The organism is Mucilaginibacter sp., assembly GCF_028288105.1.
Classification (GTDB): Bacteria; Bacteroidota; Bacteroidia; order Sphingobacteriales; family Sphingobacteriaceae; genus Mucilaginibacter.
The window spans coordinates 26,163-48,493 of the sequence record NZ_JAQBOI010000069.1 but is presented as its reverse complement, the minus strand read 5'-3'; the positions used below and the strand labels follow the sequence as shown (position 1 = coordinate 48,493).

Sequence of the window (22,331 nt, the reverse complement as noted above, 5' to 3'; positions counted from 1 at the left end):
GAGTATAGCGGCTTGTTGGTGAGGACACCAACAAGAAGAGAACTTTAATAAAAAACGCCCTTAGCTTTCACTGAGAGCGTTTAAGGTAAATTTAACTTATGATTTTTTTTGTTGAGGCTTGTGGGCGCTGTCCCTGCTCGATGTTTGATCGGAGCGCTGGCCACCGCCATTGCTTATGCCATTTTGTTTTTGTGTTTCCTTAGCATCGTTAAAAGCACGATCGGCAGTTGAAGAACCTTGTCCGTTTACGTTGTTTTTTGAATCCTTAGTTTTCATAACAGATGTATTTAAATTTTACAGTTTGGCCTGTTACCGGCCTTTGTTATATCCTTGCAACAACTGTACCGCTTTCAGTTTGCGGTTGGCAGTTATTAGTTTGCAGTTTGCTGGATTCTTTAGTTGGCAGTTCCAAGTTTGCAGTTTGCTAGAAAGACCATCGGCTATCGCTAACTGTAAACCGCCTACTGCAAACTGCTAAACCGCCTACTGATAAATGGTATTATATACTTCCATCAGGTACATAGCCTCCAGCATAGCGGCGTTAAAATCTTCCCACTCGGCTTCGGTAAACACAAAATTGATATCACGGTTTGGCGTGCACAGCACTACCCGCTCAGATCCATCCGGGAATGGGTAACACCTGTCCTCAAAATCCATTTCCTGCGTAAAGCGGTGAAATGACATGAATTGCTCGGGTGTAAAACATAACATCAAATTTTGGTGCCATATATTTAACATGCCGCAATCGGCGCAGTGGCTTATTACCGATTGTCCCCGCTGAGTTAGTATCCTGGTTTCGCACATAATGGTGATGTTTAATTGGTGCCTGTAATACCTGCGGCCAACGCTCTTTAAACCGCAGGCAAAAACAGGACTTATTATTTTATATTCATTTATCTATTGTAAAGTAGTGCTGCCATCAGCCTGGTAAGCAAACCTAAAGGTGTAAAACCTTGAAGCCGGCCTTGTAGCCAGATCAGCAAATGCTGGTGTGGTGGTATCCGGATTGCCTTTGTAATAGCTTTTCATTTCCAGCTTGGCGTATTTACCATCGCTTGTTTTTATCAGGATGATTTTGCCTGGTACTGCAAGTATTGCATGCTGTGGTGCAGTTTCGGCAGTGTAAGTATACCAGCCTGTGATGGCGTTGGCGCCGGTAGCATCTGTCTTATAACCATCAGCGGGTGCTGTTTTCAGATCGGCAAAGGTGTTATTAACTACCTGTGCCTGTGTTGTACCCGTACCGGATGTACCACCATTTACAAAAATGCTTGTCGCGGTGAATTTTATGTCCCATTTATTGCTGGCGATATCGGTTCCGGTTACTTCGGCGTTTTTGCTTAGGTTGTAGTAAACATCACGACCAGTGCCATCTAAATCGGCCACGGTACTGATGGTAAGGGTAACGGGCTTATCCGGCTCGGGTTCGTCATTGTTTTTACTGCACGATGCTACCAGTAAGGCAGTGCTGCTAAATAATACTAATACAAGAGTTTTAAATTTATTCATGTTGTTTGTTTATTGTGTGTATGATTATTGTTTGTTTAAATTATAGGTGATACCGGCGTAAACCAGTGTGCCCGGCAGATTGCTTATAGCTCCCGGATTTTTGTAGTTACCCAGGTTCTCGCCTGTTAATTGCAGGCGTAATTGATTGTTCATAAATAGCTTTGATACCGATGCATTAAACAGCACGTAACCTTTCACGTACTCGTCATCGCGGTTAACAATGCCATTGCCATCTACATCAGAGAAACCGTAACGGCCGCGGTAAATAGCCCGTACCGATGTAATGATGCCTGTTTTATCGTCCTGGTAAGCAATACGGGCATTAGCCATGTATTTAGACCGGTTTAATAAACCACCGTACTGGCTCTTTTTAACCTTTACCGTTTCGCGGGTTGCCTGGTCGGTACCAAACACCTGCCCTGCCTTTATTTTATCCAGCACGGTTTGGTCGTAAGCTTCCAGGTATTGCATGCCGCCGGCAACCGTCCAGTGTTTTAAAAAGCTGAAGGTTACATCGGTTTCGGCACCTTGGGTATAAACATTTTGAAGGTTTAGGTAAGAAAATACTGATTGCCCGTTTGTTTTGATTGCTATAGGCTCAGAATCTATCAAATCGCGGATATTATTGCGGAACACGTTAACCGTCCACATCAAACTGGTAAACGGGCGATAGCGGTAACCAAAGTTATAAGCGGTAGAACTTTCAGCATTCAGGGTTCGCAACGACGCGGGGTTTATCAATACGCTTGCTATCTGCCCCTGATCCTGGAGTTTTTGCAACTCAAAAGCAGCTTCCTCGGTACCAAAAACACTGTATCCAACAACCGCATTGGTAAAGTTTAAGTATAACTGCCTAAAATCTGGCGCTTTATAGCCCTTACCTGTTGAAGCCAGTATCACAAACTTATCGCTCAACTGGTAACTGGCCGCCAGTTTGGGGCTAAACTGCGAGCGGTAAACGCTGTGCGTATCAAAACGACCGCCTGCAATAATGTTTAGTTTCTTAAGCGGTGTCCAATCGGCCTGACCGTAAGCGTAGCCGGATTGAAAGGTCTTTTTCTCGTTATAACGGGTAGCCACAACACTTTCGGTTTGCCCACCTACGCCGCCGGTAAACCTTAAGCTACTTAATATCTTATAATCGCCTTGCAGTTCGGCACGGTTAAAGTTTTGGTCGAAAAAGGTTTCGTCATATATCGAATTATCCGCGGTATTTCGCAATAGCGATTTTGTGCTGTAACCCGCATGGTAAAGCCTTACATCGCCCGTAAATTTCTCTGTAAATTTGTGCGTTAATCCGGCAGAAATATTCAGGTCCTTTTCGGTACCATCTCCTGTTATGCGGTCATCATCAACCAAAAAGTTATTATCGGCAGTATTGGTATAATTACGTACCTGGATCTTCAAATTAGTGGCATCGCTAAATTTATAACCCAGCCTGCCGTTTAAGGTGTAGCCAATAAATGGCGATACAGTGGGACTGCCTGATTGAGGCACCAAAGTATACCCGCCGCTGCTATATCTGTTCACAAAACCCGATAGCGACAAGCGCTGCGTAGCATAGCCACCGTTTAAAGAGATATCGGCATTTTTATTAGTACCGTACCTTGCCGATACACTGCCCGAACCACCTAATGGCGGCGTAGCAGATATAATATTGATTACCCCGGCCATGGCCTCGCTGCCATATAAGGATGATACCGGCCCTTTTACGATCTCTATTTTATCGATATTATTTGTGGTGATGCGGGACAGATCGAGGATGCCTGTTGTGCGCCCTATGAGCGGCAGCCCATCCAGCATTATCATGGTATAATCCGGACTAAAACCCTGGATCTGGATTCCCTGCCCATGAGCATCAGGTAATACGCTTAAACCGGTTTGCTCGGCAAGTATTTCATTCAATCGCACCAATCCCCTGTTCTTAATTTCTTTATTGCTGATGGTACTTACAGGCATGGGCAATTGCATCAGGCTTTTTGCTGTACGGGTAGCCGTAACAACCACTTCTTTTAGTTTTTTAGTTTTTGACGTATCTGCAGATAAGGTATCTATATGCTGTGCTTTGGCACTTATGGCTGCAATTGTTAGCATACAGATGAAGATGTATCTCATTTATTTAGACTAATTAAAAATAATAATGCAAATTTGCGCTAAAATTAGCCAGTTGGTTAACGCCAAACGGATTGAAAACAACGCCAAACGGATTTTATGCAACTAACCTTTACATCCTTATCATCCGAAGCAAAAAGTGTCAACCTGCCCTATCCTGCAAATCTGGCCCGATCTGGGCCTTATGAAGAACGTACTACAGAATTATCTGAAAGCTGGGGAGAGTTCAAGATCAGCGATCTGTGGTTTGAAGGCGTATGTATATGCGCTATAGAAACCAATGTAAAGCAGCCATGCACTATCAATTTACACTGCGATACTTTTTGCTGGATAATGAATTTTGTATTAGATGGGGAGTTAAGCGCAAAGCTTGGAGACAGCAAACCGCTGGCGTTAAAAGATGGCAGGTACTATACCATTTGCACCTCGTTATTAAATACCGACTTAGTTTATGAGCGATCGGCAAAGGTTTTTGCTGTATGCCTTACACGCAAGTTTGTAAGTAAACTTATGGGGAAAGAACTGAAGAAAGACACGATCATAACTAAAGGGAATTACAGGCACACCCGCTTGCATACCATTATAAATGAGATAATGGAGGCCCGGCAACAGGGTTACATCCGAAGGTTTTTTATAGAATCGAAGATACTGGAACTACTATCCCTGCAGCTGCAGCAGGCAGAAAGTGGACAGGGAAACCCAAAAGGCTTTAACCGGGAGGATATTGCCCGTTTACAGGAAGCTAAAGCATACATTGCTCAAAACATGCAAACCCCTTGCTCATTAATTGAGCTTGCCCGCAAAACCGGGTTAAATGATTTTAAGCTAAAAAAGGGATTTAAAGCCCTGTTTGGCAATACTGTATTTGGTTACCTGTTTGATTTGCGCATGGATACTGCCTATACCCTTTTACAGGATGATAAAAGCGTAAGCGAGGTTGCGGAGTTAATAGGTTATAAAAACCCACATCATTTTACCGCGGCTTTTAAAAAACGGTTTGGTTTTTTGCCTAGCCAGGTAAATAAAATGCAGCTTTAAAACAAATATCCCGCTCGTTTATTCAATTAATAAGCGTATGGATAAATCAAAACAAGTAGTATTAAGCGGCCAGCTTAAATGGGTAGAGCAGATAGCATCTGTTATGGATGATAAATTTCGTATCCCCGGCACAAACTTCCGTTTCGGCCTCGATCCTATCCTCAATTTAATACCATTCGCGGGCGATGTATCCGGCTTTCTGGTATCAGCCGCTTTGCTTTATGTAATGGCAAAAAACGGTGTAAGCCGTAAAGTACTTATTTTAATGGCTATTAACATTAGTGTTGATGCAGCCATTGGCGCCATACCATTATTGGGGCAGATCTCTGACTTTTATATAAAAGCCAATACCCGTAACATAAAATTACTAAAAGAGCATTACCAGGAAGGCAGGCATACCGGCAGTGGTAATGGCATTATCGCTATCTTATTAATTGTATTACTGATAGTAATAAGCGCGATACTTTACCTTAGTTATATTGCCTTACACTGGTTGGTTATGCAGTTTAAATAAAACTATTCGCGTTTAAATGTATAAGGCATATCCTGGATAGTGCCCGATGATACGGTTGCCAGGTCAATTGATATTATACCACCATCGTCGCCATAGTTATACTTTGATGAAGTAAAACTATAGGTACCGGTTATAGTTTTCTTTACGGTATCAATACCGGCAATTACTAACGTGCCCGAACTTGGCTGCACTGTACCAAAGGGTTCAAAAACATAATTACCCCCGGCATCCTTTTTTTGTGTGGAATAATTAAATAATAGGTTTGAAGTCGCGTCAACATTGTAAGTACCTATAGTTAACCCACTATTATCTGCCGGGCTTGGATCGTTAAAAACAATCTCTACTTTCTTTTGATCTTTAACACCGCTACAGGAAAATACTTTATTTTTTAATGCTGCATTATAAGTTATATTAGCCGCTATAGTGTCAGGCGTCCACACGGTTGCGTTGATGTAAGCCTGAAAAGCCGGAGTGGCGGCAGTATCAGTTGCAGGGGTATCTTTTTTACAACCTTGAGATAAGATAACAGCCGGGACGATGAACAGGAAAAGTGCGTTTTTCTTCATTTTACAAATACATTTTGCGACTAAACTAAAATTATTTGCAAGGAAAAAAATTGAGTTTGCATATTTTAACAAATGGCCGAAATGAGCTTTTCGACCCTGTTAATTTTATGTTTTAATATACTACTGATACTAAGGTTATTGAATTTTCAAAAAGCGTTTACCAGGACGTAATTATAAAAAAGGAGTTTACATATTTTAACATTTGAAATGTTAAAATATGTAAGAAGAAATGGCTTTAACAGACTATGGTTTATAATTCATACTTATAATCAATACCTGCATCAGCGCGTTGTAACACAGATGGGTGCAGGCTTTCATTGGCGCGTGGCTTTTGTAATAGTTTTCGTATATGCTGCCCTAATAGTGAAAATGGTAAACCATTAGATTCATAGATCTTCCCTTTTATATCAGGCTTTATCTGTGCTTGTATATAGTTATCTTCAAAACTTAATCCAACTGCTTTAGCTTTCTCTATCATCCACTCCAAAGCCGTATCACTAAGGCCTTCGTCTGGGTAACCTCCGCCAATGTTTGAGTGTACCCCCGCAAACCATACTTGCTCCAGCACCTGTTTTACATTATTCTTGTCTACATTTTCACTTTGCTGCCATAAGGTGGGTTCAAAGTTTTTTCTGCGCTCGTCAATAGCTAATGCATGGTAAGCATAGTCAACATAACTACTTAAAGTAGTATCATGAAACTCATACTTCTTTTTGTTATAAAATAGCTTTAATGGCACACCCAGCGCGCCTACTGTATCCCAAACTGCAATAAATTTAATGCGTACCTCTGGCTGGCTGTATTTTTTTCTAAAGTCTTCGGCAATATCGCCGCTGGGGTGTTTAGCCATGTTGCTACGGTCACGGTACATGTCATACGCCTGTTGTATCAGCCGTAAATTGTTATTCTTTACAAGCCCTGCTGTTCTTATCAAACCTGCCAGGCTGCGTACCGTGTAGGCCCCCCGGCTAAAACCGAAAAGAAATATCTCGTCCCCTATCTCATAATTCCAGATAATAAATTTGTAGGCATCCAATATATTATCATCAAGCCCCCGGCCTACAGCGCCATCTATCATACGGCTTAGCTTTGTCCCGCTGGATCCGATCCCCTGGTCATAAAACTTTATCTGTTTAATATGCTCTTCATCTTCATTACAAATAGCTTCAAAGATCTTCTGCACATTGGTGCGAACAATTGTTCCTTCATACATATCGCCCGGCTTGTTCCAGGTACCATCGCTGCAAACTATAATACGTTTCATAAGCTATGTTAATTAGTAAACGCCAAAAAATCCTTGCTTACCCACCGGTCATCCATGTTTACTTTACACCAGCCATTTTCTTCCTTCACAATAAACAGTTCCTGCCCTTTGGTATACGAACCAAGTTTTTCAAAATCTTTGCCCGGGCCGTTACGGGCGTTTAAGGTATCGGCTTTTACTGTCGCCCTTTTTACTTCTGTTGTGTATTTGGCTAATACCCAATGCTCCTGACTGCCGGAGATCTTATACCAACCATTGCTTTCCTTATATACTCTTAATATTGCTCCCATGGTTGCGGCTGCCCTATCTGTAACCTTGGTACTTGTGGCATCGGGCTTGGTGCGGATGTTTAATGATGACGCTGTAACACTCACATATTTTAATATTGCAGCTGTATCAGCAACAGGCGCAACAGGCCCGCCAGCCAGCGCAACCAAAGGCAAAAAGTTAGCAACACAATCTGCTACCTTGTTACCACCAAAAAAGCCGGTTCCGGGGCAGGTCTTATTATTCTTTGTGCCATTATTACGTTCGCCGGTGCTTAGGTCAAACCAATGATGATAAACAATGCTATTGGTATTTACCAGCAGGTGAAACCGGGAACACAGTTTCGCGGTAATGCGGATAATGGTATCGCGTTGCGCGGCGGTCATGGCATCTTTACCTGTATCAAAGTTACCCAGGTTCTCTATACATATCGCGTGTGCATTTTGCCCTACTATACAGGCAGGCGAGGTTTCAAGCGAACGGCCTGTCATGATGCTGCCATCGGGGAAAGTGCTGAAATGCTGGCCAATGTCGCTCCATCCGTTATGGGTAACATGATAGCTTTTCATGCCTTGCTGCAACGCAAAGTGGTTACCCCCGTTAAACTGGGGATACGCGGGGCTAAAAGTATGATGTTCTTGTATGGTTAAAATTGTACGCGCAAGGCGTAAGGCATCTATCCAGGTTTCAAACTCCTGGATGGACATTAAAGTAAAGCCTGATTTTGTTGTCATGATGATAGGTTAGATTATTATTGGCTTACCCCCATCTAAAAAATTACATGATTATAAGTTCAACGATCTAATATCGACAAATTCGGGAGCATTCCGTTAAAAAAATTCATATAACGCCCTGATTGTTACAATAATGTGCATAAACGTGTGCAATAATTCAAATTGATACACAACACATATCCACGGCAAACATCCTGCTACTTTAGGAGGTATATTTAGTTATTGTACACTAAACAAAGGGCGATATGAGAAGAAAACTAACAATGATCAGTATAGGTGTAGCAGTACTGATGACAGTGCTTTATGCTTGTAAAAAGGACAAAAAATCCTCTGTTCCAAAATTTGTAACGGAAAAATGTTTGAACGAAGGCTCGGGTGAAAGCACTATACCCTATAACATTTATCTGTACAAGATTACCGATAATGGTGATGGAACTTATACATGGGAATGGCGGATAAAGAATTTAAATCCCGGTAATGGCAGCGGTGGAACAGCGCCGAATCTAAATGGTTGGGATATTAGTTTAGGTACTTGTGTTCAAGCTACAGATATTGTAAGCGGTGCCACAAGTACAGACGGAACTACCTGGAATTCTTTTGCACCAACTATTGCAGTTGATAAAGGCCAAAGTTGTTTCACGGATAAAGTTATAAAATTTGATCTGGGAACAACTGGCTCAAATATCTCTTATTACAGGCTTACTGTGAACAAAAATGTAAGCCATAACACTGTAACAGGTGTATACAAAACGAGTGCGATTTGTGGATCACTGGAAACATGTGGGTTTGGTTGTGAATAATCATAGATAATCCCCATTAAAAAGCCCCTTAGCTAATTATAGCTAAAGGGCTTTTTAATGGGCCTTTACGCATACACAACCAATAAAAAAGGCGCACAATGTAATTGGCGCCTTTAATGATTGAGTTGGTTGTATATATATATTAAATTGGTTGTAAAATTATCTTACCGCCTGGTATGGCGCGTGATTAGTAGGTTTTGAAAATACTATTTGCCAAAGGTTGTTTTTCTTGGCCCGGAAAGATGCGGCACTGCAACATAAATAATATACCCACATCCGGTAAAATGTTTGGTTATATTTATCTTTTAGATTAGGCCAGGCATACTGAAACCGCTTTAACCATTCCATAAGGGTACGGTCGTAATGTGTACCTATGTTTTGCCAGTCTTCCATTACAAGATACTTTTCGGCGGCAGCACCTATTTGTTTAATAGATGGCATCATTCCGTTTGGAAAAATATAGCTATGCATCCATGGATCGGTATGGGTAACAGTTTTGTTTGATCCGATACAGTGTAAAAGAAAAAGGCCGTTATCGGTAAGTATGTTATTAATAACACTCATATACTTTGGATAATTTTTGTACCCAACGTGTTCAAACATCCCTACCGATACAATACGGTCAAATTTTTCTGTAACACTCCTATAATCCTGCAGGCGAATTTCTACAGGCAAATTACTGTATGTTTGGCTTGCTAAGCTGGCCTGCTCTGGTGAAAGAGTGATACCTACTACTTCAACGCCATATTGCTCTGCTGCAAAGCCTGCAAGCCCTCCCCATCCGCAGCCAATGTCTAACAAACGCTGGCCCTTTTTTAACTGTAGCTTTCTGCAAATCAGGTCTAACTTTTTATCCTGCGCCTCTTCAAGCCCTTTGGCATCCCGCCAGTAAGCACACGAGTAGATCATCCTTTTATCTAACATCGCCTTAAAAAGATCATTCCCCAAATCGTAATGTTTTCTAATATCCTGCTGTACTTTTTTTACAGACTGTTCATTAAATATCTTCGATTTAATAAAATGAATGAATGTTCTTAAGTTGTGGGGGATCCTTTCCTCCAGATTCGCGCTCAATACGCGGTATAATAAAACATCAAGTTGTTTGCAATCCCAATAACCGGCCATGTAGGATTCGCCTAAACCCAACGAACCCTGCCCAAAAACATGGTGATAAAAACGGTCATCATTAACCTTCAAATCCCATGGTTCGGGGCCGTTAAGGTTGATGCCGGCCATCTCTAAAAGCTGACAAACAGTTTTCTTTTCGTAGGTACTTTGTTTGTTTATTAAATAAGGCATGATCATATCTTTATACAATTACTTTTTTAATTTAAGATCGCGCCAAAATTTATACATACTTAACGAAACAGCACCTTCATATGTTAAATTATGGTCTGCCGATACCTTTATAAAATACGACCCTGTCCAAATAAAAGGGATTACTTTTGGAAATGTTGGATAATCTGTTCTATCGACCCTGTTAAGTGGATGGTGTGCTACTACCAGTGTTAACTTATTATCTACCGGTTGAACCTTTAACAAATTTACTAAATTATCAAATAAAGGCTTCCCGGAAACATTATGGCTTGGGTGATTTAAATCCGCATTTAGTTGAATAGCAGGCCCGGCATTTATAAGCGTAGCTGTTGTTACAGCTCTGCAAAACTCACTTGAATATACCCGGGATATAGTATAATTCAGATCTTTAAAAACCTTGCCCAGGTCTGTTGCGTTCTGTTTACCTATAGTACTCAATTGCCTGGCTTGCGCTGGGTCGCATGATTTCCACCAATTAGCAGGGCCTGCATCCGAATGATTTACGGAATAATCAATGCCGTCATCAGCATCAGCATGCCTTACAACAATTGCAAATGTTTCGTTGGATGTTGGTAATTTATTTAAAGTGCTCCAGCCCTGGCGATACGAAGCCAGAGCATCGGTTGCATCCTCTGCATGATAATCTGAATATGGTTTGACAAAAGTAACATCTGTTGCTGCCAGCGCATATATTGTGGTTTTATAAGCACTATTAACTTTATTTGTAATGGTTATGGGCACTACCTCGCCAGACATGAATCGCTTTATTAACCCGCTACTGGTAATTTCAATATTTGGGTTGGTTGAAGAAAACGCCGAGGCAACATCTGTTTGTATTTGAAAGTCTTTTGCCTTATCTACAAAAAGCAGCGTCCCGTCATACCCGGTATTCGTGACCTTAGGCACCGCACTCGTTCGGTTGTTATTATCCTTTTTACACCCAATAATAGTGATTACTAAAGTCATTAAGATCATTAAACGTTTCATAGTGATGGAATTAATGGTGATGAATAAATGGTTTGCTAATAGATCATACTTATCCAGCCCGAAAAAGACTGTTTAGCCACGCCAGAATACAGTGTGTAATAATATACACCGGCAGGTAATCTCTTTCCCATAAATTGACCATCCCAAGGGGTAAGGTTTGTTTTGGCTTCATATAATAAACTCCCCGTACGGTTAAAAATCTTTAATGTATTACGGGGGTTACTATCAAGGCCTCTGATACTCCAGGTATCGTTAACGCCATCGTTATTAGGTGTAAAAGCATTTGGGATAAAAAAGTCGGGTTTTTTAATTACCTGAATTGCTACTGTTGCTTCGGTAACTCCACACGAGCTGGTTATTTTAACAGATAAGTTATACCTGCCTAAATAATTATATTTCACAGAATCAAGCTGGCCCTGGCTAAATGTTGCCGAACCGCCGTTATACTCCCATGCAAATGATAACTGATCTGCAGGGCTGCAATTTGTGACCTCTATTGTGGGTTTAAAAGACTGATCTTTATAAATAACATCAGGCGCTTTTAAATAAACTATAGGCTTTGCCTTAACAACAATTTCCTGCAAAAAAGCCTTTGATACACAGTTCTGGACCGGGTAACTGTTAACCAATGAGATAGTATAAGTGCCCGATTTTGTAAATTGAAAAACAGGGTTCTCAGAAACAGAACTGGTTCCTTCAAGAAATACATATTCTGTTGTATTGGTATTACAGGCATCGGGCTTATAGGAAACACGCCACTTATAGCTATTAGTGTTACATAACGGCTGGGTAGATTTATTGGTTGTTTTTATAATTACTGGCGAGCACCCCTGCGCGGCATCTACATCAAATAAAGCTACGGGTAAATCAGTTACACATATTTGTACCGATGTTGAATCAATACCACAAACTTCGCTCCCGGCTATTAAGGTTATGTTATAATTACCGGCAGTTGTAAAGCGGATATTTAAATCATCGGTACCGCCTATCCAATTTTTTACATCCGCATCTGCCTGGCCACTACCCAAATCATTGCTATTTGCTTCAAACCCGGTTGCCGGTGTAATTTTCCATAATAGTTTATTGGAATGATACCCATCTGCTGATACCGTATATCCTAATGCACCCACGCTTTTTACGTTGGCAAGCGTGTTTAAACAAAGTGTATTTATGGTATTCTTTATAACTGCTTTAGGCGGATCTGAAACATAAATTGGTTGGGATACAGCCGTTGCCGAACCGCAGGGGTTAGAGGCTACTATCTTTACTAAAAAAGCATTATTGTACGTTTTATCTTCGTAAGTACTTGTTTTATTAACCGAATTAGATAAGAACGTATGCATTAATGTATCTGGCGGCAAATCATAATCAACAACAGTACCGTCACTATAAGTTGCTGTATACAGGGTACCCTTTGTATTGTTGCTGAGATTACTTAATGACAATGTAACCGGCTTACCGGTGCCGGTATTAACGGGCGCGGCGGCGGCAAATGCGGCCTTAGGAGCCTCGCCAACAAAAACCCTATACTTCTTAACAAGGCTGCATCCGTTTTTTCCTGTAACCGTATAAAACAATACATACAGCCCCGGCCTGTACCGGTGGGTCATGCTTGTAAACTCAGTTAACTTAATTTGCCCGCTCCCATCACCCCAATACAGGTTGTAACTTTCGTTAGTGCTTTTAGTAGATGAATTGTTTGTGAAGGTAAATACGGTTGGTACATTTTCACATACCACAAAGTAATCCTTACCGTCATATATAGTTTTGCCCATACCACCCAATTCTATTCCGGGCGATTGTTTTAATGTAATGCTTTTTGATGTTGTCTGTACGCATCCCCCTTTATTGGTAACTGTTAGGGTAATTGTAAATGTTTGTAAGCTATCACCGGGTTTCCCCACAAACTGGTGTACAGGGTTGGTTTCGTATGACCGGTTCAGTGGACTTGCCGGATCCCCAAAATTCCAAACATATTTTAATCCATCCCCGGTGGATAGGTTTTTAAATATTATGGGCTCAGACGCGCATTCGGGGTTATTTACTAAACTAAAGTCGGCGACAGGCAGCGGACTATTTGTTACCATTAAAGCCGGGTAGGTATAAGAAACGCCATTACTAACGATGTTTAATATATAACTCCCAGCTGTTGTTACCGTGTATGCAGGTGTAGTAGCTACCGGAGAGGTTTGCTTATCCTTATACCATTTAAAGGTGCTGTTGGCGGGGGCATTTGCGCCTGTTAACACAAGCTGGCCGCCCGGGCAAATCACCGGGTTCCCCTTATAACTTATCGTATCTTGAATATCAGCTATTAAGGATGAACCTATAGCATTATTTATTTGTATCATAAAAACAAATAGGTATAAAAAATATCGAATGTATAACACGCTTGTAATTTGCTTATAGTGAATACTTTCTTGTATGAAATATAACCTTTGCTATTGTTAACAATTGTTAAATGAGTTGATTGTATAACATAATGGATAGTGGGTGTGAAAATTTCACACCTACTATTTAGAGTGTGCAGATACACACTTTTCACATAATAGTATACATTTTATAAAATGTAATGATTTGGCCAACAGGTAGGTGTATATTGAACTTTAACAATTTTATATAAACTGAAGATGGAACACAATGTCATTTATTTGGGAAACAATGCAAGGGCATGCGATTATATACACTGCCATAAAGATTTTAATGTAACAGCAGTGATTTGCCAGTCAAAAATGATCAATGACGAGTTATTAACCTGTTGTTATGTTAGAGAGATACCCATCATTGAAATAAAAAATCATACTAATTTGAGCGAGCAGTTAAACCTGGCGTCAGGAACCTTTGATTTTGTTATTATGCTTTCGTTTGGGATAATGATAAGGGAAGAAATACTTCAGTCACATACCATCTACAATATCCATCCAAGCTATCTTCCAAAGTATAAGGGCAAAAATTGTACTTTTTATACCATTATGGCCGGAGAAAAAGAAGCCGGCATAAGCCTCCATAAGGTAACTACCGGTATTGATGAGGGAGAAATTATATCACGTAAAACAATCCCGTTGTATTATTGGATGGGAAATATCGCTTTGTGGGAAAATTTGCTGGAACAGGTTCCCAATTTGTTAACAGATCTAAATGACTATCTAAGCAATAATAACTATTCTACGTTTATTAATAATAACGAACACTATTTCCCTCCGGTAGATCAATCTATGTTATATATTACCGGGGCAATGCCTGCAAAAGATATAATCAATTTGGTTAGAAGCCAGGAAAATTATAGCGGTGTAAAATTTGCATATAATAACACAGACCATGTTATCAAAAAAATAAAGGTTTCTTGCCTTGATAAAGCAGATCTTGAAAGTTACACTATAAATGAAAACATAATTTCGGAAGGAAGTATCCCCGTAGGGATTATCCTAAACGATAAGTATTATTTGAAGCTAAGCTGAATTTCCTTTTTTGAATTTTTTAAAGTTGGAATAAAAATTTGCCGGGTTTGCAAAATCCAGGATTGAAGCCACTTCTTTTTTAGAACATTTGGTTTGATTTATATATTTCTCGGCAAACATCATTTGTAAATTACGATAATATACATATGGTGAAACTTTAAACGAAGCCTTAAAATCGCGTTTTAGCTTAGATACCGATATAAAATGAGCGCTGGCCAATTCTTCTAATCCGGGAAATTTATTTAACAAATTGGTTTTTAATGTTTCGGCCACCTCCTGCATTTTCAAATCCACCTTATTATATTCAATACAGTTATTTATACTGGCCTCACTTACATCTGTAGCTTTTTTATTAACATTAGTTCTGAATTCAAATAATAATTGCTCAATTTCTACAATTGTTGAATCGGTTACATCTGTAACGTACGCAAAAAAACCTTGTACTTCTTCGTTATTAAAATCAGGGTAATAAGTTGCTATTGATCTTCGTACGTCTCCTGTTGGTATAGTAATTTCCCGTGTAAATATTTGGGGCTTGCCCTCTAATGCACCTAATATAAATGGAGCATATTTTACATATGTTGGCCCAAGAAGTTCTTTAAGTGTGATCCGGTTTATCATTTGTTCCGGAGTAAAGCCAAACCATTTTTGAAAGGCTCCATTCGCAAAACGGCAAACCAGGTCATTGTCCCAGTAAGCCATCATGGCGTGTAGCTGACCTTTTATCCTATCTTGCTGATCCGATATGAAAGAATCTCCCAGGTTTTTGACAGTAAACATTTGGTTGCGATCAAATATTACGTTAAGATAGAATAATAATTGTAACATTTAAATTACAATTATTAATAATTTTTTACACTACATGGTAATTAATAAAACAAGAATAAAAACTAACCCAAAAACAAAACATATAGCTTCGATAGTTTTTTTGCTACCAGATACTAATTCATAATAATATCTGGTACTAATTAATATTTTTTTCATGACTTTATCAATATTTACTCAACTGTTACTGATTTGGCCAGATTTCTTGGCTGATCTACATTGCAATTACGCATCACCGCAATATGGTAAGCTAATAGTTGCAAAGGGATACTTGCTAAAACCGGCAATAATAATTCATTGGTAACGGGTATTTCAATAGTATAATCAGACATTGCTTTAACTTTAAGATCACCCTCAGAAATAACGGAAATTACCATGCCTTTACGGGCTTTTACTTCCTGTATGTTGCTAATAACCTTTTCATACGAAGAATGGTTAGTGGCTATAAATATAACCGGCATTTCTTCATCTATCAATGCAATTGGGCCATGCTTCATTTCGGCAGCTGGATACCCTTCAGCATGTATATATGATATTTCTTTTAGCTTTAATGCCCCTTCTAAAGCTACAGGGAATGCACTACCCCGCCCTAAAAAGATACAATTATTTGCGTGTTTAATTATGCCGGCTATCATTTTCACATTATCCTCGCATTTAAGAGTAGTTTCAACCAAGTCTGGCAATTTCTCTAACTCGGTAAGTAATTCCTGCATTTTTTGTTTAGAAAGAATATCTCGTTGCTGGGCCACGTAAAGTGCCATAAGAGTAAGTACCGTAACCTGCGATGTAAATGCTTTTGTAGAGGCCACTCCTATTTCGGGGCCGGCATGGGTATATACCCCGGCATGTGTCATTCTTGGAATTGATGAGCCCACTACATTGCAAACGCCAAATAAAGTAGCCCCTTTTATACCCGCTATAGATAAGGCAGCCAGTGTATCTGCAGTTTCGCCAGATTGAGAAATGGCTATAACCAAATCGCTTTTATCGATTATCGGGTTACGATACCTAAACTCTGACGCATATTCTACCTCTACAGGTACACGTGCATATTTCTCAAATAAATACTCGGCTATTAAACCGGCATGCCATGATGTGCCACAAGACACTATAATAATTCTTTTTATATTTTTTAATTTTTCGGCATATTCCTTTAAGCCGCCTAATTCAACCCGGCCATCCCGTGGGTAAATACGCCCGCGCATGCTATCTTTTATTGAACGTGGCTGCTCATGTATCTCTTTAAGCATAAAGTGCTCATAACCGTTCTTTTCAATCAACTCTATCTCCATTTCCAGCTCATGGATATAAGGTACTTGTACATCATTATCCAAATTTACTACCTCAAGAGAATCATAATTGATACTGGCTATTTCGTCATCGTTTAAATAAATAATATTGCGTGTGTATTCTAATATAGGGGTTGCATCTGATGCGATAAAATATTCGCCTTTCCCAACCCCAATAACCAACGGGCTCCCTTTTCGGGCTGCAATAAGTTGCCCCGGGTTATCCTCATTTAAAATAACCAATGCGTAAGCGCCTATAACTTGCTTTAAAGCGGCCCGTACGGCTTCCTGTAAATCAAATTGTGTTCTTAATTGTATCTCTTCAATCAAATGAATAAGTATCTCTGTATCAGTATCACTTTCAAATTGATGCCCTTTTAATAATAAGGCTTCTTTTATGGCCTGGTAATTTTCAATGATGCCATTATGAATTATAGCCAGCTTTTGATTACCCGAGTAATGAGGATGAGCATTTATATTATTTGGCTCGCCGTGGGTTGCCCACCGGGTGTGACCTATGCCTATCTTACTATGGAACTGAGATCCTTCAGTTTTTAATTCAAGATCTGCAACCTTACCTTTGCTTTTATTTATAACTATCTTATCTTCTATCAGGGCAATACCAGCGCTATCATAGCCCCGGTACTCTAATTGCTTAAGCCCTTTAATAAGCACAGGCCATGCGTCTCTATGACCTATGTATCCTACAATTCCACACATATGATTTTGGTTGAAAGTTTTGAATATTTTTTACAAAAGCCAGCCCTTGCCTTCACTATGTGAAGGCAAGGTAATTAGGGGTATTCCAGCGTAGCTTTTAACGATTGATGAGATTTGTTTGACCCATAAGGTCGTTTCCCGACAATTCAAAATCAGGGAAATTTTGTTCATGGATTTGTAAAAGCTCGTTGTATTTTTCTAATACAGCGATATACTTTGTCATCCAAAAATGAACAGAGTTAGATGAATCTAAATTATTCTTTTTACCGGCTGCAATTAAGTTTTCCATAATTGCAAAGCCTTGTTGGGTAAAGGCATCCGGAAAGTCCTGGGAAAAATCATATCCAATAATATAACCAACTTCGCAAATTGTTTCTATTTTTAAACAACGTTGCTGAAACCAATTATAAATGGAACGTCTGTTCACGTGCATCCTGCGAGAAAGCTCGCTAATGCTAACACCTTTGCGTCTTACCGCAAGTTCGATTATTTCACCGGCATGTTGTTGCATAATTAATTAACTTAGTTGGGGTATTCGGTTAAGTTTCAGCAAATTAATTTCATTCTTCGGCTAACTGATTGTAAATTTATTCAAAGATTAAGCTGGTAGAAAACCTGCAAAAGCTCAAAAATACCCTAATAAAGCCCAGAGAGTAATATTTTAGTAATTGTTACCAAATTGTTATGTAATTGTTACTTAATTGTTAACCCATCTGCGGATTGTAAATCAAATTGCTCAAATACAGAATTGTTGCTTTTATATTCAGGAACTATCTTTTTCATCATTTTCACCACCTCGTTCTCGGTACTACGTCTGTTTAGCGTAAATAAGAGCTTTATAGCACTATCTACCTGAGTAAAGGGATAAAGTATCACTTTAGCTATTTTGATCTTAGGGTGGTGCGTGGGGATGCAAGCTTCCTCTATATTTAATAACTCTTCATACATTTTTTCGCCTGGCCGTAATCCTGTATACACAATATTTATATCCTTATCTGGTATAAGACCCGCCAGTTTGATCATTTTCCTTGCCAGATCATCTATTTTTATCGCATCGCCCATATCAAATATATATATCTCACCACCTTTACCCATAGATGCTGCTTCCATAACCAGATCAACAGCTTCTGGAATTGACATGAAATACCTGGTTATCTTTGGATCGGTGACGGTTATAGGACCACCATTTTGAATTTGAGTTTTAAATCTTGGTATTACTGAACCATTAGAACCAAGCACATTACCAAAACGGGTTGTTATAAATTTTGTGGTTGTTTTACATTCATCTCCAATGCATCTGTCACCTAATTCCTGCTCCTTATTATTCAGCATATTCAACTTACTATTAAGGGTTTGAATATATATTTCGGCAATTCTTTTAGATGCCCCCATTACATTTGTTGGGTTTACAGCTTTATCGGTAGATATCATCACAAATTTCTCTACCTCATACTCCACTGCCATATCTGCAAGGTTTTTTGTGCCTAAAATATTTGTCCAAACTGCCTCACATGGATTTTTCTCCATCAGTGGAACGTGTTTGTAAGCTGCAGCATGAAATACTATTTGCGGCCGATGGGTTTCAAATAAAACTCTTAGCCGGGCGGCATTCCTAATGTTAGCTAAATAAATAGCTGTTTTAGCCTCCGGATATTTATCTTCTATCTCTAACTGCAATTCATGCAGGGGCGACTCTGCCTGGTCATATAATATGATCAATTCGGGGTTGTAGCGAATGATCTGCCTTACCATTTCTGATCCGATAGACCCTGCTGCACCGGTAATTAATATGCGCTTACCTGTAAGCTCTTGCGCTATGTTATCCTTGTTTAAAATTATCGGTGCTCTTTGAAGCAGATCATTTATATCCAGGTCCTGAATTTGGTTCACACTTAGTTTGCCATACAGCCATTGGCCGGAGGGTGGTATGATAGATACTCTAATTCCAGCATCAATACATCTGTCTATAACCATCTTTTTTGCCGGGCTTAAAACAAAGTCGCCTGTTAGCAGCATTTTTGTAACCTTGTGCTGGTTTTTAAGTAAAGGCAAATCAAGTGATGAAAAAACTTTCTTCTGTTGTATATATTTATTTACCCTATCCGTTCCATCATCAATAAAGCCAAAAATTGCAAATTCCCTTTGCTCTTGCAGTTCAAGCGCTTGTTTTATTAAAACAGATGATTCGTCGCTGCCAAATATTACAACAACTTCTTTTCTATCGTTTTGCATTGCCTTGCCCGAGAAGAAAAAATGGCGTACATAAATTCTTAATATGATTAATAACGAGCTGGAGATAAAAAAGTTAAGCAACACACTTAAACTAAACTTCTTCCATTCCGAATGCAGATAGGGCTTAACCAACAATGTAATTGCCAGCCAATAAATAATACTGCTTATTAATACAGCCGAAAATATTCGATAAATATCTGCCAGGTTAGAATATCGTATTATACCCGTGTGGATGCGCATCCGAAGGAATACCACGGTTGTTATAAGAAAATATATTCCAGTATAAATGAAAAAATATCCTCTAAGTATTTCACTGAATTGAAATTGCAATACAATGAACAAAGAAATACTAAGTGACCAGCAAATAATTACCTGGTCTACTACAAATATTAGCCATTTAGACATGGCTTTTCTTCCTATCATAGCTTTAACATATTTTTGAGCAAACCATCAACTTAAACATCAAAAAACGTTGCAATTCTTTTCACTACTTTATTCAACTCATAATCTGTAAGGCTGGAGCCTGAAGGCAGGCAAAGCCCTTTATCGAATATCCTCTCGCTAATGCCGTTTACATACGCCGGATACTGTTCAAATACCGGCTGTAAATGCAGGGGCTTCCATATTCGCCGGGCCTCAATGTTAGATTTTTCTAAAAACAGGCGTAAATTTTCATTATTGAGATCTTTGTTAGTTGGCTCAATTAAAATTGTTGTTAGCCATCGGTTTGAAAAATAATCTGTTGAAATTTCTTCCTGGAAACTTATACCGGGTATTGATGAAAGCAACCGCTTATAATTGTAAAAATTCCTTCGTCTTTGGAATATTCTCAAACTCAAAATTTCCATTTGCCCTCGTCCAATGCCGGCGCATATATTGCTCATCCTGTAATTGTACCCAATATTATTATGTTGATAATAAGGCAAATTTTCTTTGGCTTGAGTGGCAAGGAACCTGGCCCGCGTTACTAACTCACTGTTTTCGGCAATTAAAGCACCGCCTGCAGAAGTAGTTATGATCTTGTTCCCATTAAAAGAAAGTATCCCAATATCACCAAATGTCCCTAATTTCTTACTTCCATAAGTTGATCCCAGTGCTTCTGCAGCATCCTCAATAAGGGGGATCTCGTATTTTTTAGAAATTTCAACAATTTCAGCCATCCGCCCGGGCATACCAAATAAATGAACAATAACAATTGCTTTGGGGGTTTTACCTTTTGCTATCCTGTCTTTTATCGCCTCTTCTAATAAATGCGGTGACATGTTCCACGTCTGTTCTTCACTATCAACAAATACGGGTATAGCACCTTGATATACAATAGGGTTAGCAGATGCTGCAAATGTAAGTGACTGGCAAATAACCTCGTCTCCGGCTTTAACGCCTAAAACAATTAACGCCATATGAATAGCCGCGGTACCTGCGCTTAAGGCAGCTACCCCAACCGATCCTCCTAAAAATCTTGAAAGATCGTCTTCAAACCCATCAATACAGGGGCCGCATGGTGCTACCCAATTAGCATCACAAGCATTTTTAACATATAAAATTTCACTGCCTCCCATATGGGGAGGTGAGAGCCAGATTTTCTTGTTCATCTTTATACTGTTTTTAGTAAGGGGTTTATAGTGTTCCTTAATTGAAGGCATAGCGATAGGTTTAATGCTTAAATAGATGACTTTCGGTACAACGGAAAAAAGTCAGTCTTCTGGAAACTAAATTCCTCAGTCTTATTTTCAACCAGTTCTTTATATATCATTTGATTATTGATATACCTCCAGGTTTGAAAATTAAAGTACAAATCAGAGAATCCTGATTTCCAATAAAATAACGAGTCGTTTTGGCCGCCTATTCCGCCGCCAATGTGCAGGTACCGCATACCACACTCACGGCCAAGTAAACTAACCTCATCAATTAGTAATTTCACCGGCGAATGTTGTAGATGTTCTGTTAGTGTGCCTAATAAATGCACTTGAATAATCTGATCAGTAAAGGTGAATACACCACCGGCTACAGCCGTATCATTTAAATAAACCAGCATTATCCTGGCTTCAAATTCCTCTGCATTGATCAGGTTTAAAAAATATGCTTCGTTAAAAAAATACTCATTAGCCGCCTTAATGCGCCGCATATTTTCATGATATATTTTCACAAAGGTCTTCACCCCTTCGGGGTTCGAAGCTTCTTTTGCTAAATAGTCATGTTGTCTAAGATATTTAATAGCGTTTCGGTGGCCTTTACGATACTTGCTTATCTGTATTTCAACTGGTATATTTAAATCTATAGCAACAGTTTGCCCGTTATCATAAACACCTCCAAACTTATTCAAAACAGCCCCTTGGGTAATAATGGGATGCAGACGGGAAAACACGCAAATAATTGCCTCTTTCCTTAAAAATTGTAAAAATGCGGTTTTAAAATTTTCCAAAAATTCATCATCCGCATGCGTAAATTGCCTGTTACTAATAGGCCCCACATACCCATAAGCAGAGGTAAGGTCATAAAAGCTGGAGTTATCTATTTTTCTTTTTATTAACGGAAAGGCAATAAAATCATCGTTTTGCTGGTATAAAAACAAAAACGGTTTGTCTATTTTTTCAAACGAATTGTATTGCCAGGTGTGATACAAATCGAAGGCAACGGCTTTTTTTATGTACTGCGTCCATTCCTCTTTTTGGTTCTGATTGATGATCTGGTATTCCATA

The 22,331-nt window shown here is 39.3% G+C and carries 20 protein-coding genes; 4 read left to right on the top strand and 16 right to left on the bottom strand.

The window, feature by feature from the left end:
* Positions 1-96: 96 nt before the first annotated feature.
* The 4 genes from JWQ85_RS05040 to JWQ85_RS05025 form a co-directional block, all read right to left on the bottom strand.
* Positions 97-276: a hypothetical protein gene (locus JWQ85_RS05040; protein WP_299464924.1), complete on the bottom strand. Its 180-nt coding sequence runs from the start codon at positions 274-276 to the stop codon at positions 97-99.
* Positions 277-483: 207 nt separating this feature from the next.
* Positions 484-804, bottom strand: a complete 321-nt coding sequence (locus JWQ85_RS21885; protein WP_367186182.1) for a DUF6686 family protein — start codon at positions 802-804, stop codon at positions 484-486.
* Between the two features lie 93 nt (positions 805-897).
* Positions 898-1,509, bottom strand: a complete 612-nt coding sequence (locus JWQ85_RS05030; protein ID WP_299464918.1) for an HmuY family protein — start codon at positions 1,507-1,509, stop codon at positions 898-900.
* Positions 1,510-1,533: 24 nt separating this feature from the next.
* A complete protein-coding gene (locus JWQ85_RS05025) occupies positions 1,534-3,624 on the bottom strand; it encodes a TonB-dependent receptor (protein ID WP_299464915.1) in 2,091 nt (696 codons plus the stop codon).
* Between the two features lie 96 nt (positions 3,625-3,720).
* Here JWQ85_RS05025 and JWQ85_RS05020 point away from each other — a divergent pair, with 96 nt between their 5' ends.
* Both JWQ85_RS05020 and JWQ85_RS05015 read left to right on the top strand, forming a co-directional pair.
* Positions 3,721-4,659: a helix-turn-helix transcriptional regulator gene (locus tag JWQ85_RS05020; RefSeq protein ID WP_299464912.1), complete on the top strand. Its 939-nt coding sequence runs from the start codon at positions 3,721-3,723 to the stop codon at positions 4,657-4,659.
* 37 nt (positions 4,660-4,696) lie between these two features.
* Positions 4,697-5,173, top strand: a complete 477-nt coding sequence (locus tag JWQ85_RS05015) for a DUF4112 domain-containing protein (RefSeq protein WP_299464909.1) — start codon at positions 4,697-4,699, stop codon at positions 5,171-5,173.
* A 2-nt stretch (positions 5,174-5,175) separates the two neighbouring features.
* Here JWQ85_RS05015 and JWQ85_RS05010 read toward each other — a convergent pair whose 3' ends face one another.
* The 3 genes from JWQ85_RS05010 to JWQ85_RS05000 form a co-directional block, all read right to left on the bottom strand.
* The gene (locus JWQ85_RS05010) at positions 5,176-5,739 is read right to left on the bottom strand and encodes a DUF6252 family protein (protein WP_299464906.1); all 564 of its coding nucleotides are present in this window, start codon (positions 5,737-5,739) and stop codon (positions 5,176-5,178) included.
* Positions 5,740-5,989: 250 nt separating this feature from the next.
* Entirely contained in the window at positions 5,990-7,003 is a 1,014-nt protein-coding gene (locus JWQ85_RS05005; RefSeq protein WP_299464870.1) for a DUF2235 domain-containing protein, read from the bottom strand.
* A gap of 8 nt (positions 7,004-7,011) precedes the next feature.
* A complete protein-coding gene (locus tag JWQ85_RS05000; RefSeq protein WP_299464867.1) occupies positions 7,012-8,004 on the bottom strand; it encodes an SH3 domain-containing protein in 993 nt (330 codons plus the stop codon).
* Between the two features lie 245 nt (positions 8,005-8,249).
* Here JWQ85_RS05000 and JWQ85_RS04995 point away from each other — a divergent pair, with 245 nt between their 5' ends.
* Positions 8,250-8,804, top strand: coding sequence for a hypothetical protein (locus JWQ85_RS04995; protein WP_299464864.1), 555 nt, complete (start codon positions 8,250-8,252; stop codon positions 8,802-8,804).
* Positions 8,805-8,963: 159 nt separating this feature from the next.
* Here JWQ85_RS04995 and cfa read toward each other — a convergent pair whose 3' ends face one another.
* The 3 genes from cfa to JWQ85_RS04980 are packed head-to-tail and all read right to left on the bottom strand — an operon-like array spanning position 8,964 to position 13,459.
* Positions 8,964-10,103 carry a cyclopropane fatty acyl phospholipid synthase gene (gene cfa / locus JWQ85_RS04990; RefSeq protein ID WP_299464861.1) on the bottom strand — a complete coding sequence of 380 codons (1,140 nt, stop codon included), beginning with the start codon at positions 10,101-10,103 and terminating at the stop codon, positions 8,964-8,966.
* Positions 10,104-10,121: 18 nt separating this feature from the next.
* Entirely contained in the window at positions 10,122-11,087 is a 966-nt protein-coding gene (locus tag JWQ85_RS04985) for a histidine phosphatase family protein (protein ID WP_299464858.1), read from the bottom strand.
* 56 nt (positions 11,088-11,143) lie between these two features.
* A complete protein-coding gene (locus tag JWQ85_RS04980) occupies positions 11,144-13,459 on the bottom strand; it encodes a gliding motility-associated C-terminal domain-containing protein (protein ID WP_299464855.1) in 2,316 nt (771 codons plus the stop codon).
* A gap of 279 nt (positions 13,460-13,738) precedes the next feature.
* Between JWQ85_RS04980 and JWQ85_RS04975 the strand changes: the two genes are divergently transcribed.
* Positions 13,739-14,566 carry a formyltransferase family protein gene (locus JWQ85_RS04975; RefSeq protein ID WP_299464852.1) on the top strand — a complete coding sequence of 276 codons (828 nt, stop codon included), beginning with the start codon at positions 13,739-13,741 and terminating at the stop codon, positions 14,564-14,566.
* Here the strand turns inward: JWQ85_RS04975 and JWQ85_RS04970 are convergent.
* The 6 genes from JWQ85_RS04970 to JWQ85_RS04945 form a co-directional block, all read right to left on the bottom strand.
* Positions 14,558-15,394 carry an AraC family transcriptional regulator gene (locus tag JWQ85_RS04970; protein WP_299464849.1) on the bottom strand — a complete coding sequence of 279 codons (837 nt, stop codon included), beginning with the start codon at positions 15,392-15,394 and terminating at the stop codon, positions 14,558-14,560. The two genes, JWQ85_RS04975 and JWQ85_RS04970, sit on opposite strands and share 9 nt — an antisense overlap.
* A gap of 170 nt (positions 15,395-15,564) precedes the next feature.
* On the bottom strand, positions 15,565-17,400 hold the full coding sequence (gene glmS / locus JWQ85_RS04965; RefSeq protein WP_299464846.1) for a glutamine--fructose-6-phosphate transaminase (isomerizing): 1,836 nt from the start codon (positions 17,398-17,400) through the stop codon (positions 15,565-15,567).
* A gap of 97 nt (positions 17,401-17,497) precedes the next feature.
* Positions 17,498-17,911, bottom strand: coding sequence for a helix-turn-helix domain-containing protein (locus JWQ85_RS04960; RefSeq protein WP_256536775.1), 414 nt, complete (start codon positions 17,909-17,911; stop codon positions 17,498-17,500).
* A gap of 182 nt (positions 17,912-18,093) precedes the next feature.
* Entirely contained in the window at positions 18,094-20,055 is a 1,962-nt protein-coding gene (locus JWQ85_RS04955; RefSeq protein ID WP_299464841.1) for a nucleoside-diphosphate sugar epimerase/dehydratase, read from the bottom strand.
* 32 nt (positions 20,056-20,087) lie between these two features.
* The gene (locus tag JWQ85_RS04950; protein WP_299464838.1) at positions 20,088-21,224 is read right to left on the bottom strand and encodes an aminotransferase class I/II-fold pyridoxal phosphate-dependent enzyme; all 1,137 of its coding nucleotides are present in this window, start codon (positions 21,222-21,224) and stop codon (positions 20,088-20,090) included.
* Between the two features lie 68 nt (positions 21,225-21,292).
* Positions 21,293-22,330: a GNAT family N-acetyltransferase gene (locus JWQ85_RS04945; RefSeq protein ID WP_299464835.1), complete on the bottom strand. Its 1,038-nt coding sequence runs from the start codon at positions 22,328-22,330 to the stop codon at positions 21,293-21,295.
* Between the last annotated feature and the right edge of the window lies 1 nt (position 22,331).

Coding starts and splice junctions, on each gene's coding strand:
- glmS (WP_299464846.1), bottom strand. CDS start 17,400: ATGTGTGGAATTGTAGGATACATAGGTCATAGAGACGCATGGCCTGTG.
- JWQ85_RS21885 (WP_367186182.1), bottom strand. CDS start 804: ATGTGCGAAACCAGGATACTAACTCAGCGGGGACAATCGGTAATAAGC.
- JWQ85_RS04975 (WP_299464852.1), top strand. CDS start 13,739: ATGGAACACAATGTCATTTATTTGGGAAACAATGCAAGGGCATGCGAT.
- JWQ85_RS05040 (WP_299464924.1), bottom strand. CDS start 276: ATGAAAACTAAGGATTCAAAAAACAACGTAAACGGACAAGGTTCTTCA.
- JWQ85_RS04995 (WP_299464864.1), top strand. CDS start 8,250: ATGAGAAGAAAACTAACAATGATCAGTATAGGTGTAGCAGTACTGATG.
- JWQ85_RS05010 (WP_299464906.1), bottom strand. CDS start 5,739: ATGAAGAAAAACGCACTTTTCCTGTTCATCGTCCCGGCTGTTATCTTA.
- JWQ85_RS05020 (WP_299464912.1), top strand. CDS start 3,721: ATGCAACTAACCTTTACATCCTTATCATCCGAAGCAAAAAGTGTCAAC.
- JWQ85_RS04950 (WP_299464838.1), bottom strand. CDS start 21,224: ATGAACAAGAAAATCTGGCTCTCACCTCCCCATATGGGAGGCAGTGAA.
- JWQ85_RS04955 (WP_299464841.1), bottom strand. CDS start 20,055: ATGATAGGAAGAAAAGCCATGTCTAAATGGCTAATATTTGTAGTAGAC.
- JWQ85_RS04945 (WP_299464835.1), bottom strand. CDS start 22,330: ATGGAATACCAGATCATCAATCAGAACCAAAAAGAGGAATGGACGCAG.
- JWQ85_RS05015 (WP_299464909.1), top strand. CDS start 4,697: ATGGATAAATCAAAACAAGTAGTATTAAGCGGCCAGCTTAAATGGGTA.
- JWQ85_RS04985 (WP_299464858.1), bottom strand. CDS start 11,087: ATGACTTTAGTAATCACTATTATTGGGTGTAAAAAGGATAATAACAAC.
- JWQ85_RS04980 (WP_299464855.1), bottom strand. CDS start 13,459: ATGATACAAATAAATAATGCTATAGGTTCATCCTTAATAGCTGATATT.
- JWQ85_RS04970 (WP_299464849.1), bottom strand. CDS start 15,394: ATGTTACAATTATTATTCTATCTTAACGTAATATTTGATCGCAACCAA.
- JWQ85_RS05000 (WP_299464867.1), bottom strand. CDS start 8,004: ATGACAACAAAATCAGGCTTTACTTTAATGTCCATCCAGGAGTTTGAA.
- cfa (WP_299464861.1), bottom strand. CDS start 10,103: ATGCCTTATTTAATAAACAAACAAAGTACCTACGAAAAGAAAACTGTT.
- JWQ85_RS05025 (WP_299464915.1), bottom strand. CDS start 3,624: ATGAGATACATCTTCATCTGTATGCTAACAATTGCAGCCATAAGTGCC.
- JWQ85_RS04960 (WP_256536775.1), bottom strand. CDS start 17,911: ATGCAACAACATGCCGGTGAAATAATCGAACTTGCGGTAAGACGCAAA.
- JWQ85_RS05005 (WP_299464870.1), bottom strand. CDS start 7,003: ATGAAACGTATTATAGTTTGCAGCGATGGTACCTGGAACAAGCCGGGC.
- JWQ85_RS05030 (WP_299464918.1), bottom strand. CDS start 1,509: ATGAATAAATTTAAAACTCTTGTATTAGTATTATTTAGCAGCACTGCC.